Source organism: Streptococcus halichoeri (genome assembly GCF_019774635.1).
In the GTDB taxonomy this organism is placed as follows: domain Bacteria; phylum Bacillota; class Bacilli; order Lactobacillales; family Streptococcaceae; genus Streptococcus; species Streptococcus halichoeri.
The window spans coordinates 1,984,789-1,998,456 of sequence record NZ_CP081502.1; the positions used below are offsets into that span (position 1 = coordinate 1,984,789).

General features: G+C 41.7%; 12 protein-coding genes. 2 read left to right on the top strand and 10 right to left on the bottom strand.

The window, feature by feature from the left end:
• Nucleotides 1-252 precede the first annotated feature (252 nt).
• A complete protein-coding gene (locus tag K5J94_RS09260) occupies nt 253-2,982 on the top strand; it encodes a YhgE/Pip domain-containing protein (RefSeq protein WP_221913008.1) in 2,730 nt (909 codons plus the stop codon).
• A gap of 306 nt (nt 2,983-3,288) precedes the next feature.
• Here the strand turns inward: K5J94_RS09260 and K5J94_RS09265 are convergent, their stop codons facing one another.
• The 10 genes from K5J94_RS09265 to K5J94_RS09310 all read right to left on the bottom strand — a co-directional run bounded on the left by K5J94_RS09265 (nt 3,289) and on the right by K5J94_RS09310 (nt 12,044).
• Nucleotides 3,289-4,347 (bottom strand): extracellular solute-binding protein, encoded by a 1,059-nt coding sequence (locus tag K5J94_RS09265; RefSeq protein ID WP_159564966.1) that lies wholly within the window; start codon nt 4,345-4,347, stop codon nt 3,289-3,291.
• On the bottom strand, nt 4,328-5,119 hold the full coding sequence (locus K5J94_RS09270; RefSeq protein WP_159549891.1) for a response regulator transcription factor: 792 nt from the start codon (nt 5,117-5,119) through the stop codon (nt 4,328-4,330). The genes K5J94_RS09265 and K5J94_RS09270 overlap by 20 nt, the downstream gene beginning before the upstream one ends.
• A 2-nt stretch (nt 5,120-5,121) precedes the next feature.
• The gene (locus K5J94_RS09275; RefSeq protein ID WP_221913010.1) at nt 5,122-6,777 is read right to left on the bottom strand and encodes a sensor histidine kinase; all 1,656 of its coding nucleotides are present in this window, start codon (nt 6,775-6,777) and stop codon (nt 5,122-5,124) included.
• 127 nt (nt 6,778-6,904) lie between these two features.
• Complete coding sequence (locus K5J94_RS09280; RefSeq protein ID WP_159544781.1) at nt 6,905-7,732, bottom strand: PTS system mannose/fructose/sorbose family transporter subunit IID; 828 nt, start codon at nt 7,730-7,732, stop codon at nt 6,905-6,907.
• Nucleotides 7,729-8,538, bottom strand: coding sequence for a PTS mannose/fructose/sorbose/N-acetylgalactosamine transporter subunit IIC (locus K5J94_RS09285; RefSeq protein WP_159544817.1), 810 nt, complete (start codon nt 8,536-8,538; stop codon nt 7,729-7,731). The genes K5J94_RS09280 and K5J94_RS09285 overlap by 4 nt, the downstream gene beginning before the upstream one ends.
• Nucleotides 8,539-8,553: 15 nt before the next feature.
• Complete coding sequence (locus tag K5J94_RS09290) at nt 8,554-9,045, bottom strand: PTS system mannose/fructose/N-acetylgalactosamine-transporter subunit IIB (RefSeq protein ID WP_159544783.1); 492 nt, start codon at nt 9,043-9,045, stop codon at nt 8,554-8,556.
• A gap of 19 nt (nt 9,046-9,064) precedes the next feature.
• Complete coding sequence (locus K5J94_RS09295; RefSeq protein WP_159564968.1) at nt 9,065-9,490, bottom strand: PTS sugar transporter subunit IIA; 426 nt, start codon at nt 9,488-9,490, stop codon at nt 9,065-9,067.
• A gap of 245 nt (nt 9,491-9,735) precedes the next feature.
• Nucleotides 9,736-10,764: a sensor histidine kinase gene (locus tag K5J94_RS09300; protein WP_159544787.1), complete on the bottom strand. Its 1,029-nt coding sequence runs from the start codon at nt 10,762-10,764 to the stop codon at nt 9,736-9,738.
• Nucleotide 10,765: 1 nt separating this feature from the next.
• The gene (locus K5J94_RS09305; RefSeq protein WP_159544789.1) at nt 10,766-11,452 is read right to left on the bottom strand and encodes a response regulator transcription factor; all 687 of its coding nucleotides are present in this window, start codon (nt 11,450-11,452) and stop codon (nt 10,766-10,768) included.
• Between the two features lie 109 nt (nt 11,453-11,561).
• Entirely contained in the window at nt 11,562-12,044 is a 483-nt protein-coding gene (locus K5J94_RS09310) for a hypothetical protein (RefSeq protein ID WP_221913012.1), read from the bottom strand.
• A 278-nt stretch (nt 12,045-12,322) separates the two neighbouring features.
• Between K5J94_RS09310 and K5J94_RS09315 the strand changes: the two genes are divergently transcribed.
• On the top strand, nt 12,323-13,579 hold the full coding sequence (locus tag K5J94_RS09315) for an ISL3 family transposase (protein WP_221913014.1): 1,257 nt from the start codon (nt 12,323-12,325) through the stop codon (nt 13,577-13,579).
• Nucleotides 13,580-13,668: the final 89 nt, after the last annotated feature.

A 13,668-nucleotide genomic window follows, 5' to 3' on the forward strand; every position in this document is an offset into this window, starting at 1 on the left:
TGGATGCCATTCCCCTAAATCGGCCCAAGTATGCAATAAGCACAGGTTGGCTTTGAATTGCCGGTTCTATCTTCTTTTCACAGAACCAACACCGGACCAGTCAAGATAAGTTTTTGGAAACGTTTCCGTCAATTAATTTGTACATTTTTGAACACTTTGTCCAAATTTTAGTAATTAATACTTGAGTTTTCACAAAAAATTCGTATAATAAACAATGTATTACAAATGGACATAATGTATAAAGGAGACAAGATGTTTAATGAATTAAAAACATTATTAAAACGTCCAAATTTATGGGTGACCATCGTAGGTATCGCCTTGGTACCTGCGTTATATAGCTTAGTATTCCTTACGTCTATGTGGAATCCCTATGGACACTTCGATCAATTCCCTGTAGCTGTTGTCAATCAAGACAAAGAAGCTAGCTTTCAAAATAAAAGCATCAATGCTGGTGACAAAATTGTAGACACCCTTGAAAAGAGCAAGGAATTAGACTTTCATTTTGTATCAGAAAAAACAGCCAAAAAAGGGCTTCATGATGGCAAGTACTTTATGATTGTCACTTTTCCAAAAGACCTTTCGCAAAAGGCAGTGACTATTCTTACTGATCATCCGCAAAAGGCCGTGGTTCACTATGAAACGTCCAAGGGTCACAACTTCATTGCTTCAAAGCTCAGCCAGTCAATGATGATTAAAATGGAATCCAAAATTTCCAAAACAGTAACCAAGACCTACAATCAATTATTATTTGATAAATTATCTAACCTGCAAGGCGGAGTTGGCAAAGCCGCAGATGGTAGCCAACAATTAGCCGATGGCGCTAAAAAAGCAGCCGATGGTAGTCAGGCACTCTCAAGTAATCTCAATCTTTTAGCCACTTCTAGTCAAACCTTCCAAGCTGGCGCTGGCAAATTAGCTAATGGCCTTGGCCAATACACTAATGGGGTCGCTCAATTAAATGGGGGCTTAGGACAATTGTCAAACGGGGTTAACCAATATACTGCTGGGGTGGCCAAACTCTCCAATGGTATTGCGCCAATTCAAGCTGGTGTTATCCAATATACTGGAGGGGTCGCTCAATTACATAATGGTTTAGGAAGTTTGGCCTCAGGACTTAATAAGTATACAGGTGGCGTTGCTGAACTCTCAGCAGGAGCTAACCAATTAAATCGTAACACTCCTCAATTAGTGGCCGGTGCTAAGCAACTGGCTGGTGGTTCTGCTAGCATGCAACAATTAATCGATGGAACCAAACAGTTAAACGCTGGTTTGAATGCTTTACAAGCAAAAACAAACAGCCAAGACTTGCAAACACTAAAAACTGGCCTAGGTCAGCTTCAAGCAGGGGTTGATAAGTTAAACACTGTCCTATCGCAAAGCCAAACAGATATTCCCCAAGTTGATACAACTAACCTAACCACAGCCCTTAGTGATATTGCTGCGCAGGCCAAAATGCTAGCAGCTGCATCAGCAAATACAGGTACAACTAATGCTAACGCCAAGGCCTTAGCTGCCGTTCAAGGTACCGCGGCTTATCAAACTATGACGCCTGAGCAAAAGGCTGAAATCAACGCGGCTATTCAAAATGCCGCTAGTGAGCCTGCTCCAAGCAGCAATCCAAATACTGCCGCAGCAGCCCAAGCTATCTTAGGAGATGTCCAAACCATCCAAGGATCACTTCAAGATCTCTCCAAGGCAGCCCAAGCGATGACTAGTGCGGCTAACCAATTGACACAACTAAAATCATCTACGCAACAACTAGCCTCTGCAGCTGATCAAGCCATTCCAGCAACCGTTCAATCTTTTAACCAAATCAACACGGCTTTAGGCCAAATGGTCCCTGGAAGTAACAAGTTAGCTGCTGGCGTTGATCAATTGCAAACAGCTAGCCAAGGCAGTCAAAAATTAGCGACTGGCCTTATCCAATATACAAATGGCGTTACTAAGGTAGCAAATGGCGCTAACATGCTTAACAGTCAATCTGATCGTTTAAATGCTGGCGCCAATATGGTAGCCGCTGGGGCTGAACGCCTTAATCGTAATTCTGCCAAATTAACTGACGGTGTGAACCAATTAGCTGATGGCGCTAATCTGCTTAATAGTAAATCTGCTGATTTAAATGCGGGGGTAACAAAAGCCGCAACTGGTGTAGCAACCTTAGACAGCAACTCTGGCCAATTAATGAGCGGAGCTGATCAATTAGCTAATGGCGCTGGACAAATAGCTGGTGGGGCTAGCAAGCTAGCTGACGGTGGCCAACAATTAAACAATGGACTCGTGACACTCACTGATGGGGCTGATACCTTAGCTGACAAACTTGGTTCTGCTGGTCGCGGTCTAAAAACCATTGACTTTAAACAAGCCAATGCCAAAGATTTGGCTGCACCAATCAAGCTCACACACCAAGATAAAGATAATGTTAAGGTCAATGCCGTTGGTATGGCGCCTTACATGATGTCCATCGCCCTCTTGGTTGCTGCTATGGCGGCTAACATTATCTTCTACGATATGTTAAATGGAGAAAAACACCAAGATCGCTTTACCTGGGCTAAATCAAAACTTTTAATCAATGGGTTGATTTCTACTCTAGCTGCTATCATCCTTTTTGTCACCATCCTCTTGATGGGATTTGAGCCAAGTCACAAGGCTTCAACCTTCCTCATCATTTTGTTGACAGCTTGGGCCTTGATGGCAGTGGTAACCGCCCTCTTAGGCTGGGATCGCCGCTTTGGCTCTTTTGCCTCACTCTTCTTCTTGCTCTTCCAACTCGGATCAAGTGCTGGGACTTATCCATTGCAGATTGTACCTCCAATTTTCATGAAGATTGGACACTTCTTACCAATGTACTATTCCGTAGCTGGCCTTCGTCAAGCAATGTCACTTACAGGAGATATTGCTAAGCCTGCTGGGATGTTAACTCTCTTTATCATTGGTGCAATGGTTGTGGGACTGCTCATTTACCGCAAAGACAAGGTTGAATAAAACAAGAGTCGATTTCTGGCTAAGCTGCTCTGTTTGGGCGGCGGCAGCACTTAACAAAAAAACAAAACAGAAAATAATCTTCTGTTTTGTTTTTTTATACTCTCTTTTCCCTAGACTCAAGGCTTGGGTCATCTACTTACTCACTGCTAATAGGATTTTAGAGAAAAAATTCTTGGTTGGTGGTGGTTAAAAGCAGAGCAGGTCTTATTTTTGAGGTTACCAGCTCTGCTTGCTGAGTTAGCAAATGCTACCCGGCACTGCAAAGGCAAACTGATCAAAAAAGGCATTGGCTAGGCCCTTTTAAGCCTATTTCTTAGCTCGGCTATTTTCCAGCCAAGCCTGATTAAAACGCTTAAGGATGATTGACTTGGATTTAGTGATATAGCTATAGTCTTCTTTTAGAAGGGGGATAGCATCTAGTTTTTTCAATTCACTACTTGTCTGCTGATCCTGTCTTATGGAACGGTTCGTCGCAGAGAGGGCAAAGGCTTCTTGGACCTCTTTTGAGAGGATGTAATCTATAAACTGTTTAGCCTCTGTTTGAGCTGAGCTGCCTTTTATGATGGCAACAGATGATGGCACAAAAACAACACCTTCTTTGGGATAGACGACTGACACATTGGCACCGCTTTTTTGTAAAGCAAGGGCGGGGTCTTCGTATGTGAGACCAACTGTCATCTTGCCTTCGGCTACGGATTGATAGACTTCTGTTGAGGACTGATACTGCACATGATCAATGTTTCGCAGCAATTGTCTGAGATAGTGCCAGGCTTGTGGATTTTTATAGCCACCTTTAGCTAACAAAATATTGGTCAATTGAGAAAAGGCACTTGAGGAGGTGTTTGGATTTCCAAAAGCAATCTTGCCTTTTAGATCCGGATTTAGCAGGTCCTGGTAACTAGTAATCGGGGTGTGTTTGGCTAGTTCATTGTTAACAATCAGTACACTGCCATTAATAGTATAAGGCGTGGCAAAATGGTTAGGCAGACGATAATCTGCTAGCACCTGTGGCAATTCTTTAGAGCGATAGGGGGTAAAATACTGACTATGACGATTAAAAAGGGTGTAGTTCCCTCCAAAAAAGAGATCTGCTTGCGGTGCTCGGTGCTTCACCACTTTTGTCATTAATTCGCCTGTTCCACCTTGAATGAGTTTTACTGAAATACCATATTTTTCCTCAAAAGCAAGAACGGTTCCCGTCAAAACAGATTGACTGTTTGGAGTCATAATGACTAGCTGCTTGGGATGGGAGTGCTGTATTGTCCAATACCGCGGTATTAAGTAAGAGCCCAAGAATCCTAAACCAGCTAAGCCAATCAGGATCAGCAAAAGGCGTCTTTGGCCTTTAATCTTTTGTTTTTGCATATTGGCCTCCATTTGCTTGCACCTGCCAGATACCTTCACGGAATTGTGTGGCATTTTGCCCAAGGTATTTTTTAAAGACGCGATCGAAATAACGGTAGTCAAAAATACCTACAGCTTCTGCAACTTGATAAACAAGCATATTGGGTTTCGTAACCAAGAGGCGCATAGCTTGATTCACCCGAAATTGATTAATATAATCATTCAACGTCATATCCAGGTGCTTTTTCGCCAACTGGTACAGGTAACTATCACTATAGCCCAATTGCTGAGCCAAAAGTGAAATGGATAACTTCTCATGATAATGCGTCTGAATGAAGGTCACCAATTCATAAATAGAATGAGGCATTTCCTGAGACAACTGAGGCAACGTTAGATAGGGAATCTTGACTGCTTGGCTTGTATCACAATCTAACCTTGCCAGAACCTGATCTAAGCATTGATACAGTGTATCTTTTGTGAGTGGCTTTTCTAAAAACTCCAAAACCCCATAGTGTAGAGCATTTCGGGCGTTTGGAAAATCGGCAAAGCCAGACAGGATAATCTTGGCATAAGAGACTTCTTTGGTCGCTTCAAACATATCAAAGGCAGACATGATTGGCATGTTAATGTCTGTTAAGACAATATCTGGCTGCGTGTCAAGGATTAATTGACTGCCTTCTCGGCCATCTTTTGCTTCCCCAACAAGCAAAAACGTCTCTGATTTTGCTGTAAGGGCTTGATGCAACCATTGGCGAATAAGATGTTCATCTTCGATGATAGCGATTCGATACATACCTACTCCTTTACATGAAAAATAACCGAAAAATACTGATCCGCTTGCTCAAAGTCTAGTGTCACACGCTGATAAGAATGCTTTAGGCGTCGATAGGTGTTACTCAAGCCATGTTGAGAGGCTTGTGAATGGAGCTGGTTTAAAATCACTTCTTGCTTAGCTGGACTAATGCCTTGGCCATTATCAGAAACCTTAAATAGGAACTGATCTCCATCAACTTGGCAAGTGATGCGAATAGCCACATCATGGCGTTGTTTAAAGCCATATTTAATAGCATTTTCTACCAAAGGCAATAAGAAAAGCTTTGGGACTTTTATGTGTTTGAGATTGGGGTCAAGATCAATTGTATAACGCAGCTCAGCAAAGCGAATCGCATTGATGGCTAAGAAGGACTCGATGATGACCAAGTCATCTGCTAGGGTGACAAGCTGAGAAGTCTGATCCACGCTGTAGCGAAGAATCTTTGTCAACTGCAAGACGATGGTTTCTGTCAATACGGGATCACATTGGCTAGTGATTAAAATGGTTTCCAAAGTATTATAGAGAAAATGAGGATTAAACTGTGCTTCAAGCATACGTCGCTCAAACTGGAATTTCTCTTTTTCTAAAACTAAAGTTTGATTATGTAAAGACTGTAGCCGACTGACCATTTGGTTAATCTGGTTAGCAAGATACTGAAACTCATCATGGCTGTGGAGTTGAATTCTGGTTTTTTTCTGTTTTGAAATAGCCTGCATATCCGTCACCATCTGTGAAATCGTCTGAGAATTGGCCACAGCAATTTGATTAGCTAGGATAGCCGATTTTTTGCGCAAGATGATAAAGATCGTCAAAGAAGACAGGAGTGAAAAGAGCAAAATCATCTTAAGAGGAAAGAGCGGACGATAGAGCCACAAGGTCAGCTCATCTGTTAAGGCTTGTGAGCGAACGGTGTAGGCTTGATGATTTCGAAACACTATCGGATGTTGCAAGGCGGCACTTCGGACTTTATCAAGACTTGACTCGACAAATTCGCGACTAGTAAAAACCAAACTATTGTCCCATTTATCAGCAATAATCACATTGGAGTTTAAGACTTGTACGGGTGTCAAAAATGTGGTCCCATTAAGAACCAATAAAGTATAGCCTTGGGCCCTGTGGCCTATCACAATAGGTTTAATAAACAGCAAGAAATGACTGTTATCATTTTCCATCGTTACCTTCAGAACTCTTTTTTGGGCATCTAGCTGAAGGTGTTGCAAAATTTCTCTGAGATGCACTGATTGGTTAAAAACATTTCCCAAATGCGGGTTACTGGCAAAAACCAAACTTTGCTGCTGATTATACACGACAAGCTCAGCCTGAGTTTGTTCATTCTGCCGTAACTGATAATAAAGCTGGTTCAGCTCTGATGAGGATAATTGCCCCCTTAGGTATTTAGGAACTAGGGATTGACTGACATGATTTAATAAGCCATAATGATGCCGAATGCTGGTTTGAAAATTCCTTTTAACCGTTTGAAAGTCTTGGTAGAGCCCGATCTCTTGGGGAGCAAATGAAAAAATAATAAAAAAGAAGATCAAAATTAAAGAAACAATCAAAGATTGCTTAGAAAAATGCCGCGAAATATCTTCTTGAAGATGACGTTTAAACTGTTCTTCCACCTGATCTCCTTTCATTTTTTACTAAGGTTATTATAACAAAAAGCAACGGCTTAAGGCTAGTGCCTCGTTAAGCTTGCACCATATCAAAAAAGATTAGCAAAACATAGACAAGTCGTCTGTTTTACCAATCTTTTTATTATGACTAACAAATACCAAATAGACCTAGCAAAATGCCAAGGAGCATGATGCCAAACATAATCCAGTTGATGTTGACTTTACGTTTTAAGAGCCAAAAGGCTGCCAAGGTAACCATTAAAGGCACAATGCCAATAAACAACTGATCAAGATAAGTCTGGATGGAAGCCACTTCTTTAGCTCCTTTGGCTGCAACCGTCAAAATTGTTTTAAACTTCACATTTGAAGCGGTCATCGAACCGACCATCATCAAACCAAGCATAGAAGAGGTTTTGGTAACAATTTTGATACCACCTGATTCATAGAGCTTTTTGATAAACTCAGCCCCAACAGAGTAACCACCATACAAGCTATAGTAGTGAATTAAGAAGGCAGGAACATTATATAGGAGCAAGAAGACTACAGCTCCCATAGCAGAACCAGTGCTAGCTAAGGAAATACCAATCCCTGCTGCTATTACCCGCAAAATACCCCAAAAGAAGGAGTCGCCAATTCCAGAGATCGGCCCCATTAAGGAAGCCTTCACAGCGGTGATGGCGCTGGCATCAAATTCTGGATCTTCACTATTTTTCTTTTCCATGGAAGCAACAAGCCCCATGATAAAGTTATTAATGTGCATGGTCGCATTAAACCAAGTTGTATGCCGTACTAAGGCTGCCGCTTTTTCTTCTTTGGTTTTGTAAAATTGATTGATGACTGGTAGTAAAGTATAGATCACACCAACGGCATGATATTGGGTTGCCCCTGTCCGGCTGGCATTCATGGTCCATGAGCGCCAAAAAACAGATCGAAGCATCTTACGTTCAGCTTTTGTTAATGTTTCCTTAGATTTCATGCAAAGAAATCCTCCTCTTCTGATTCTGTAGAATCAAAATGATTCTGTGAACTCACTAGACCGTTCCTCATCGCATCTAATTCTAAATCACGCTGTGAGCTAATCACACAAATGACACAACCTAGAACTGCAACCGCAACAGCTGGCAGTTTTAAGTAAGCTGTTAGGACAAAACCAAGCAGATAAAAGACTGCCAATTTGTTGGTCCACAAAAGCTTCATCAGCATAGCAAAACCAACAGCTGGTAAAAGGCCTCCAGCGGCACTCAAACCATTCATTAGATTTTGTGGAATATGTTCAACAAAAGCATTAACAGGTCCACTTCCAACCAGAATACCAATGAAAGAAATAGAGGCAATAATCAGGTAATAAACAATCCAAGTACCATAATGCAAGAGTACCAGTTGGCCTTGTTTGTTATCAGCAGCTGCTCGATCAACCCAAGGTGCAAAGATATTCATAAAGACATTCTTTAAAAACATCACCACAAAGGCTGCTAACATCCCAATAGGCACAGCTAAAGTCATAGCTGCTTTTTGGTCAATATGGGAAATGATGGTAAAGGTAGTCGCCATAGCTGTTGCTGTTACAGGCTCTGCTGCAATCACGCCTCCGATATTAACATTCCCTAAAAAGAGTGCTTCTAATGAAGCCCCCATCAAGATTCCCACCTTGAGATCTCCTAATAAGAGTCCGGTTACTAGACCAACCACAAGTGGTCGCTCCATCATACTTTGGCCGGTTAAATAGTTTCCCCCAAAACAGATTAGGACAGCTAAGGCTGCCATTGTTGCTGGCATTAACATAGACATTTCCTTTCCTTAGTCCATTAATTGATCAAGCATAAGCTTGCTATTAGTTGGCAACACTTGATTATAAACCTCTAGATTTGGCAAGGTTGTTAATTCTTTAGCGGCTGCCATTTCTGCTGGATTTAAGAGCAGACTAGGTGCTAATTTCACTTTGCTAGCTGGATCTGATTTATCAAATCGACCTACATTAGCCACATTGACAGCCTCTAAATGCTCGACATTTTTGGCAATTTGGCAAGCATCTGTCACCGAATTAACAATAACAAACAAGCGTTTATCAGTTGCTCTTGGATCATTAAAAAGTTTGATAGCATCCTCAACGGAACGAATTAAGAGCTTCATGCCATTAGGCACAGCCATTTTAAGCGTCATTTGGGTAATCTCATTTTTAGCGGCCTCATCATTAGCTACTACTAATAGAGGGGCATTGAGTTCTTTAGTCCAAACAACAGCGACTTGCCCATGGATTAAGCGATCATCCACTCGAATTTGCGTTATCATCTTAGTATCTCCTTATTCCTTATTCAAAAAAATCATCTTCTTGTGCAGCCGGCTGACTTAGATTAACAAGTTGCACGCGCGATTCCTCAATAACAGTTTGTAAATCACTTTCTAAGAGAGGTTCATTAGGCTTACAGAAAATCGTAGCCAGAACCGTTGCCAAATTAGCATTAGTGACCAAGAAAATATTATCTTTGCCGCTACTCATAACCGCTGTAGCAGCTTGTTGATTGACACTGCCTCCTAATAAATCTGAGAAGATAATACCTTGCTCTGAGTCAGCAACGTCTGCAACAAAATCCTTAATTTGCTGAAGATGATCATGCTCATCAATATAGGCATCCACCACAGTGAGTGATTGGCCACAGCCTGCTAAAATCTCAATGGAACTTTGAATACCACTGGCTAATCGACCATGGCTGGCTACCAAGAGTTTACGTTTCATTAGTGTTCTCCTTTGACGTCTTTTGATTGGAATAGTTTTAGTATCAGTGAGCTCATAGCTTCATTTTAGCAAATGTAAGCGGTTTAAAAATGCACAATCCTATGCTTTTTGTGGACAATTCTACACAGTTCACTTGTGCTTTGCGCAGCGATTTACCATTTAAGCACAAAAAAACACCTCCTACCCAAAGGTACAGAGGTATTTAGCTTTCTATCATCTACTTTAAGCTATAAGAGGGATAGCTCTTAAGCCGGAATGACCAAGGAAAAACAACTGCCTTCACCAAATGTACTCTGAACAATGATGTCTCCATTAATTTGATGGGCTAATTGCCGAGCAATAGACAGGCCTAAACCATGGCCACCAGTCTGCATATTACGGGAAGACTCAACACGGTAGAGGCGTTTAAAAATATGTTCGAGATCTTCTTCTCGGATGCCTTGGCCCTTATCAATCACATCAATGCGCAGCTGGTTTTTGGTCTGATAGGCCTTGATAATCAATGGTGTGTGAGGTTTAGAGTATTTGATGGCATTGCTGATTAAATTGAGCAAAATGCGTGACAGTATATCATATTGTCCATGGATTTTAACAACATCGGGATCCACTTCGATCTCTACCGGACGCTTTTCTTGCTCCAACTGGAATTGGAATTCCGAGAGAATATCAATCAGCAACTTTTCAAAATAGATAACCTCATCACTGTCTGTTTTCACCTGCTTTTCATCATTCAAGCTGACCAAGTGTAGCTCTTCAACTAACTGATTAAGGCGGTAGGTTTGCCGCGAAATCGTATTGAGGTAGCGGCGTTCTTCTTGTTTGTCAATAATGCCATCCAAAATTCCTTCAACGGTAGCTTGAATGGAGGTCAGTGGTGTCTTAATATCATGTGACAGCTGGGCAATCATCATTGATTTTTCCCGTTCACTCTCATTTAAGGATTCAAAACTGGCTTCTAGTTCAGCTGACATTTGGTTAAGAGTAGTTTCTAGTGCTGTAAATTCTTGGGGCGAGTGGATAAGCTGCTCCTGGTCGAAACGCTTTTGGGAAATGGCATACATCTTGTGCTTTAATTTCTTTAAGGAAGTAAAGACGTTACTCAGCAAAAGCATATTCACCACACCTCCCGCGACAGAGGCCACCAGCGTGATTAAGAGAATATAGGAAATATCCTTACTTTCAATCAACATCCGGTTCAAGCCAATGATCAAACCCGCAATGGTCATCAAGACAGACACTAAATAGCCAATTACAATGTAGGTTCGTAATCTCATGTTATTCCTCTAATTTATAGCCAAGCCCCCAGACAGTCTTAATTGTTGGGGTACGATCTGTGCAATAATGCGCTAAATCATTTCGCAACGAATGAATGTGGACATTCAGTGTATTGGTATCATCTAAGAATTCTTCACCCCAAACACGCTCATAAAGCTCTGTCTTTGAAAAAACATGGTTGCGATTGTTGGCTAAGAGCCACAGCAAATCAAACGCCTTGTTTGTTAAGGTCAGCTCGTGGTCGGCAATCGTCACTACACGGGTGCTTTGATCCATCGTCAAGTCACCAATCACCAGGTGCTCTGCTGGCTGACTCTTACCGTAAATCCGATTGAGAATATTTTTGACACGTAAAACCAATTCTCGCGGGCTAAATGGTTTGGAAATAAAATCGTCCGCGCCCAGACTCAAAGAATATATTTTATCGGGTTCTGATATTCTTGCCGTGATAAACAAAAAGGGCTGCTCGGGCTTTTCCAACAAAACCTGGCTAATAAAATCATAGCCATCCATATGCGGCATCATAATATCAGTGATAATCAAATCATAGGAGGTCTTGTCAAAACACGCAAGTGCTTGTGCCCCGTCGCTTGCCACGGTTACGGAGTGGCCGGCCTGTTCGAGGTAGCGCTGGTTGATGTCTGTGATTTCTGGCTCATCATCGACCAATAAAATCTTGTGATTCATGCTGTCTCCTTAACTAAAAACGTTAGTGTTACCTTTTTCAAGTATAACACTAACGTTGTTGACTTCCAAGTTTGTTGAGGAAAAAGGTTTCTCATCTGGCAGAAAAAAATTATACTGGGTATTTAATGCTTAAGTTTTGGGCTAATTTGCCATAGACGGAGCTGCCAAAAGACTCGGTAGACGAAGCTGCTGGCGTTGTACTTTCTACACCTGATGGGTATTTAACACTGAGGTTTTGGGCTAATTTGCCATAGACGGAGCTGCCAAAGGACTCGGTAGACGAAGCTGTTGGTGCTGCGCTTTCTACACCTGATGGGTATTTAACACTGAGGTTTTCAGAAACCTTGCCATAGACGGAGCTGCCGTAGCTTGCCACTTTTCTTGTTCTTAAAGCTGGATTTATAAGCCCCGAAGGGTATTTAATACTCAAATTTTGGGAGACTTTGCCATAAACTGAGCTGCCATGGGATTCAGCTGAAGCTGTTGCCGTATGATCTAGCACAGCGATTGCTCCACCAGCGACAAGCGCAGAAGCAACACCAAGTTTAGTCAGTTTCTGAGTTAAGGTTTTTGATGTCTGAGCTCTATTCATAGGAAAATCCTCTTTTCTTTCTTTGTTGACTACAGTATAACAAGCAGACTTAAAGCAACTATAAGGTAACTATAAATTATTTCTTAAATGAGTCTTAGGAAAGCCTAAAAGATAACAGCAGCTCACTTTCAAAAGAGTGAGCTGCCATGAAAATTCCGGCTCTATAATATCTGTAGTGGGTAAATCCACTCTGGAGATGATGAGCCTTTTTCATGCAGACAAAAAGTCCCATATGACTTATAATGAAAAGCGACTAAACTCACATTAGAAAGCATCATATGGAACACCTTAAGAATACCACAGAATTAATCGGAATTAAAGACAAAAATATAGCTTTAGACAACGTTTTTCAACATAAGACGCACATTGAACTCTATGCAAGGCTGGATTATGAGCCTAAAGAGTGTCCGACTTGTGGTGGAAAACAGATAAAATACGACTTCCAAAAGCCGGCGAAAATCCCATTTCTTGACATCAATGGCTTTCCTAGTCTGATCAGGCTTAAAAAGCGTCGGTTTCAATGCAAAAGCTGCCGTAAGGTTACTGTTTCTGAGACTAACTTGGTGCGAAAGAACTGCCAAATCTCTGAGCCTCTTAGGCAAAAGGTCGCTCAAGGTCTGCTCAACCGTCAAGCGCTGACACACATCGCTCAAAACCTAGCGGTTTCTCCATCAACCGTCCATCGAAAACTCAAGCAGTTCTCCTTCAAGGAAGACTTCTCGCAACTGCCTGAGGTGCTCTCCATTGGCGAATTTGCTTATCGAAAGGGGAGACTCGCCTTCATCGCTCAGGATTTTGAAACCAAGAAAATCATCACCATCCTTGATAATCGGACGCAAACAACCCTTCGCAATCATTTCTTTAGGTACTCTAAAAAGGCTAGAAACAGCGTTAAAATCGTTACTGTTGATATGTCTGGTTCTTACATTCCCCTCATCAAAATCCTATTCCCAAAGGCTGAGATTGTCCTTGACCGTTTCCATAGTGTCCAGCACCTGAATCGGGCTTTAAACCAAACCCGCATTCAACTCATGAAGCTGTTTGACAAGAAATCCCTTGAATACCGAGCCTTGAAGTACTACTGGAAATTGGTCTTGAAAGATAGTCGAAAACTCTCGCTGCACCGCTTTTATTCAAGAACTTTTAGGGAAACAATCACGCCAAAAGAATGCCTGACCAAAATCTTCCAGCTGGTACCTGAATTAAAGGGCTATTACGACCTTTATCAGCTCCTGCTTTTTCACCTGCAAGAGAAAAACCCTGACCATTTCTTTGGCCGGATAACAGAGGATTACCCCAACCTCAATCAAGCTTTCAAGACAGCTCTCCATACCCTTGTTCGCTACAAACCATATGTCACTAATGCCATCCAGCTGCCTTATTCGAACGCCAAACTTGAGGCGACAAACAAACTGATCAAAGATATTAAGCGCAATGCCTTTGGTTTTCGGAACTTTGAAAACTTTAAAACAAGAATTCTTATCGCTTTGAACATAGTAAAAGAGAAGACAAACTTTGTCTCCTCTCGTGCTTAGTTATAAGTTATAAGTCACCCACTACAGTTGACAATGAGCCCTTTTTCTGTATCCTACTGCGTTCTACTGTATTCTACTGTATTCTACTG